Consider the following 5205-nt stretch of genomic DNA (forward strand, 5'->3'; position numbering starts at 1 on the left):
GCGAGGCGTTCGCGCAACTGGCCGGCGAGCGCTCGCCGCCGCGCCACTATGCGGCCGCCGCGCTGATCTGCGCCGCGCTGACCGGCGTGGCCGCGCTCGCGCAGGCGCGCCTCGACCTGACCAACCTGGTCATGCTCTACCTGCTCGGCGTGGTGTTCAGCGCCGTGCGGCTCGGGCGCGGGCCGGGCGTCATGCAGTCGTTCCTGTCGGTGGCCGCGTTCGATTTCTTCTTCGTGCCGCCGCGCATGTCGCTGTCGGTGTCCGACACGCAATACCTGCTGACCTTCTTCGGCATGCTGCTGACCTCGCTCGTGATCAGCCATCTGACCTCGAGCCTGAGCCGTTCGGCCGGAGTGGCCGAGCGGCGCGAGCGGCGCACCGGCGCGATGTACGCGATGGCGCGCGAGCTGGCCGCCGCGCTGACGGCCGAGCAGATCGTCGAGATCGGCAGCCGGCACGTGGCCGAGGTGTTTCGCGCGCGCGTGGCGATGCTGTTGCCCGACAACGCCGATGGCGCGGAGCAGGTCCGCCAGAAGATCGAGAACCCCGACGAGGCCGTCACGCTGACGGGCGCGGCGCTCGATTGCGACGTCGGCCAGTGGGTGTACGACCAGCAGAAGCCGGCCGGGCGTGGCACCGACACGCTGCCCGCGGCGCGCGCGCTGTACCTGCCGCTGAAGGCGCCGATGCGCACGCGCGGCGTGCTGGCGGTGCTCGCGCAGGACGCCCGTGAGCTCGACGCGCCCGAGCAGCAGCGCATGCTCGACGCGTTCGCCGCGCAGATCGCGCTGGCGCTCGAGCGCGTGCATTACGTCGAGATCGCACGCGACGCGCTGGTCAGCATGGAATCCGAGCGGCTGCGCAATTCGCTGCTGTCGGCGATCTCGCACGATCTGCGCACGCCGCTGACGACCATCGTCGGGTTTTCGTCGATGCTGGCCGGGATGCAGGGCGGCAAATCGGACAAAACGCCGGACATCGCGCCGGACAGCGCCGCGTCGTCCGACATGACGCGCCAGCAGCACGAGCTGGTCGAGGCGATTCACGACGAGGCGCTGCGCATGACGGGCATCGTCACCAACCTGCTCGACATGGCGCGCCTGCAGGCCGGCAGCCTGCAACTGAAGCGGCAGTGGTCGCTGCTGGAGGAAACGGTCGGCGCGGCGCTGGCCGCCTGCAAGCGCGTGCTGGCGCGGCACCCGGTGCAGGTGCGGCTGCCGGCCGACCTGCCGCTGCTGCAGACCGACGCCGTGCTGATGGAGCGGCTGTTCGCGAACCTGTTCGAGAACGCGGCCAAGTACACGCCGGCCGGCAGCGCGCTGACGATCGGCGCGCAGCGCATCGAGGAGGGCGGCCAGCCGTTCGTGCGCGTGAGCGTCGACGATCACGGCCCAGGCCTGCGCGCCGGCATGGAAGCGCGCATCTTCGACAAGTTCACGCGCGGCGAGAAGGAATCGGCCACGCCCGGGATCGGGCTGGGGCTGGCGATCTGCCGGGCGATCGTCGATGCGCACGGCGGTAAAATCGGCGCCCAGAACCGGCTTGCACCCGATGGCGCGATCGTCGGCGCGCGCTTCTGGTTCACGCTGCCGGTGGATGCGCCGCCGCCCGTGCCCGAGGCCGATGCGGCCGAGCTGGCCGAACTCGAATCGCTTGCCGGTCTGGAGGCCGCGCCGCTGTCGCCTCCGCCGCCTCCGCCGCCTCCGCCGCTGTCGGTTGCGCCGGCTTCGTCCGCTTCGCCCGATCTACCCGTTCCGCCTACCGCCTTGCCGCCCGACCATGAGTGAACCGACGCTGACCGTTGTCCTGATCGAAGACGAAAAACAGATCCGCCGCTTCGTGCGCACCGCGCTGGAAGCGGAGGGCATCGCCGTGTTCGACGCGGAGACGGGCAAGCAGGGGCTGATCGAGACGGCCACCCGCAAGCCCGATCTGGTGATCGTCGACCTGGGCCTGCCCGATACCGACGGGCTCGACGTGATCCGCGAGCTGCGCGGCTGGTCCGAGCTGCCGGTGATCGTGCTGTCGGCGCGCACGCGCGAGGACGAGAAGGTGGCCGCGCTCGACGCCGGCGCCGACGATTACCTGACCAAGCCGTTCGGCGTGTCGGAGCTGCTCGCGCGGATTCGCGCGCATCTGCGCCGGCGCAACCTGGGCGGCGCGAACGACACGCCGAGCGTGCGCTTCGGCGAGGTCACGGTGGATCTGGCGTTGCGCGTGGTGACGCGCGGCGGCGCGCCGGTGCACCTGACTCCGCTCGAATACCGGCTGCTCGCCACACTCGTGCGCCATGCGGGCCGCGTGCTGACGCACCGGCAGTTGCTGCGCGACGTGTGGGGGCCGTCGCACGTGGAAAGCCATCATTACCTGCGCATCTACATGGCGCATCTGCGCCAGAAGCTCGAGGCCGATCCGGCACAGCCCGAGCACATCGTGACGGAGACGGGGGTGGGGTATCGGCTGGTGGGCGCGGCCTGAGACGATGCGCCGGGCCGGTCGCGCATCGCCCTGCCGCGGGTAGGGTCGATCGCGCCCCCTCTGCCGGGTTGTAAGGGGCTTGTTATACTCGTGCCCCGCCCGGGGACGACCCCGGCGCGTCGATCAATCCGCGGGGACGGCCCCGTCCTTCCCGGTGGAGTTGTCTCATGTCCTGGATCCTGCTTTTCATTGCCGGCCTGCTCGAAGTGGCCTGGGCGGCGGGCCTCAAGTCGTCCGAAGGTTTCACGCGGCTGTGGCCGTCGGTGTTCACGGTGGTGACCGCCATCGGCAGCTTCGCGCTGCTCGCGGTGGCGATGCGCCAGTTGCCGCTCGGCACCGCTTATGCGGTCTGGACCGGCATCGGCGCGGTCGGCGCGTTCATCTTCGGCATCGTGATGATGGGCGAGGCTGTGACCGTCGCCCGTGTGGCGAGCGCCGCGCTGATCGTGCTCGGTTTGATCGGCTTGAAGCTGTCGTCGCCGGGCTGATGCAGGGCTGACGCCCGCTGGTGGCCGGCCCGGCGCCGCGGCGAGGCGGCGCCGACGCGTTCCTCGCAGCCGCTGCGTCGCCGGCAACCGCCCCCCGGCGTTGCGAATTGGGTACGCCCCGGCCGCCTGCGGGTCGATCCCGAGCAGCCCATGTTGCGGCGCGTCTATAATGCAAAAACATTGTCTCGGAATACCGCCGCCGGCCGCCCGCTCGGGCGCCGGCGGCGGTTCCGTTATGCCGGCCGCCCGGCCGGCGTGCGCGTGCGACGCGCAAGGAGACCGCACATGGTCGAGGCCATTTCGCTCGGCGCGGGGCTCGCGTGGGCGAGCGGGCTGCGCCTCTATCTGACGGTTCTGATCGCCGGCGTGCTGGCGCGCACCGGTCTCGTGCATCTTCCCGACACGCTGGCCGCGCTCACCTCGCCGTGGGTGATCGGCACGGCCGCCGTGCTGGCCGTCGCCGAATTTCTCGCCGACAAGATTCCCGCGTTCGATTCGCTCTGGGACGCGATCCACACGTTCATCCGGATTCCCGCCGGCGCGGTGCTCGCGGCCGGCGCGCTCGGGCATGCCGATCCCACGGTGCTGGCCGTCGCCGGGCTCGCGGGCGGCACGCTGGCCGGCTCGGCGCATGTGGTGAAGGCCGGCACGCGCGCGCTGATCAACCTGTCGCCGGAGCCGGTGTCGAACTGGATCGCCTCGGCAACCGAGGATAGCATGGTGTTCGCCGGCCTCGCGCTGGCCTTCTTCGTGCCGGTGCTGTTCCTGCTGCTGATGATCGGCTTCGTGGCGTTCATGGCGTGGCTGTTGCCGCGGCTCTGGCGCGGCGTGTCGGGCGGGTTCCGCGGCATGGCGCATCACATGGTGTCGCGCTTCAATTCACTCGGAGGCAAGCAGGATTGACCACGCAGCATGAAGCAGGGCGCGCCGCGCGCGGCGCACGTCTGACGCCGGGCGAGCTGGTACGGCAATCGATTCGGATGACGCTGCGCGACTGGCGCTCGGGCGAGCTGACGCTGCTCGTGCTGGCGCTGGTGCTGGCCGTCGCGGCGCTGACCAGCGTGGGTTTCCTCTCCGACCGGCTGCGCAACGGCCTGGAACGCGACGCGCGTCAGATGCTCGGCGCCGATTTCGTGGTGCGCGCCGATCATCCGGTCGATCCGGCGTTCGCGGCCGCCGCGCGTGCGGACGGCCTCGCCACGGCTTCCACGGCGATTTTCCCGAGCATGATCGGCGGCACCGGCGCGAATGCGCCGTCGCGGCTCGCGGCCGTCAAGGCCGTGTCGGACGGCTATCCGCTGCGCGGCCGGATCGAGATCGCGTCCGCGCCGAACGCGCCGGGCCGCGCCGTCTCGACGATTCCCGCAGCCGGCACCGTGTGGGCCGATCCGGCCCTGCTGGACGCGCTGCATCTGAAGATCGGCGACACGGTGCGGGTCGGCCTGCGCGATTTCCGCGTGTCGGCGGCGATCACGCGCGAGCTCGATCGCGGCTTCTCGTTCGTCAATTTCTCGCCGCGCTTGATGCTGCGCCAGGACGAACTGGCCTCGACGGGGCTGGTCGGCTACGGCAGCCGCGTCACCTATCGGCTGCTGGTGGCCGGCGCCGATCCGGCCGTGGCGCGCTTCGCGGCGCTCGCGCACCAGCGCGTCGACGGCGGCAGGCTGCGCGGCGTCGCGCTCGAATCGCTGCAGGAAGGGCAGCCGCAGGTGCGCGAGACGCTCGATCGCGCCCGCCATTTCCTGACGCTCGTATCGCTGCTGACGGCGTTGCTGTCGGCCGTCGCGATCGCGATGGCCGCGCAGCGCTACATGCGCCGGCATCTCGACGGCTGCGCGGCAATGCGCTGCCTCGGCACCAGCCAGCGCACGCTGGCCGGGCTGTTCACGCTGGAATTCGTCGCGGTCGGCGTCGTGTCGGGCGTGCTCGGCGCGGCGCTCGGCTATCTTGGCCACCTGGCGCTGCTGTCCGCGCTCGGCAACCTGATCGACGTGGTGCTGCCGCAACCGGGCGTCGCGCCCGCGCTGATCGGCGTCGGCGCGGGGCTGGTGCTGCTGCTCGGCTTCGCGCTGCCGCCGCTCTGGCCGCTGACGCGCGTGCCGCCGGTGCGCGTGCTGCGCCGCGAATGGGGCGAGGCGGGGCGCACCGCGTGGCTCGGCTACGGCCTCGGCGTGGTGCTGTTCGCGGGGCTGCTGATCGTCGCGGCCGGCAACCTGCGGCTCGGCTTGATCGTGGCGGG

At 71.5% G+C, this 5205-nt stretch carries 5 protein-coding genes; all 5 read left to right on the forward strand.

What is annotated here, in order from left to right:
• Positions 1-1787 (forward strand): DUF4118 domain-containing protein (locus G3N92_RS30660; RefSeq protein ID WP_241015126.1); only part of this gene is annotated, 1787 nt, incomplete at its 5' end.
• A complete protein-coding gene (kdpE, locus tag G3N92_RS30665) occupies positions 1780-2478 on the forward strand; it encodes a two-component system response regulator KdpE (protein WP_206131301.1) in 699 nt (232 codons plus the stop codon). The genes G3N92_RS30660 and kdpE, both read left to right, overlap by 8 nt.
• Positions 2479-2645: 167 nt before the next feature.
• Positions 2646-2966, forward strand: coding sequence for a quaternary ammonium compound efflux SMR transporter SugE (gene sugE / locus G3N92_RS30670; RefSeq protein ID WP_206131302.1), 321 nt, complete (start codon positions 2646-2648; stop codon positions 2964-2966).
• 285 nt (positions 2967-3251) lie between these two features.
• Positions 3252-3869, forward strand: coding sequence for a DUF4126 domain-containing protein (locus G3N92_RS30675; RefSeq protein WP_206131303.1), 618 nt, complete (start codon positions 3252-3254; stop codon positions 3867-3869).
• Positions 3866-5205: FtsX-like permease family protein (locus G3N92_RS30680; RefSeq protein WP_241015127.1), on the forward strand; the 1340-nt coding region annotated here is incomplete at its 3' end. The genes G3N92_RS30675 and G3N92_RS30680, both read left to right, overlap by 4 nt.

It is taken from the genome of Burkholderia sp. Ac-20379 (assembly GCF_017104645.1).
Lineage (GTDB): Bacteria > Pseudomonadota > Gammaproteobacteria > Burkholderiales > Burkholderiaceae > Burkholderia.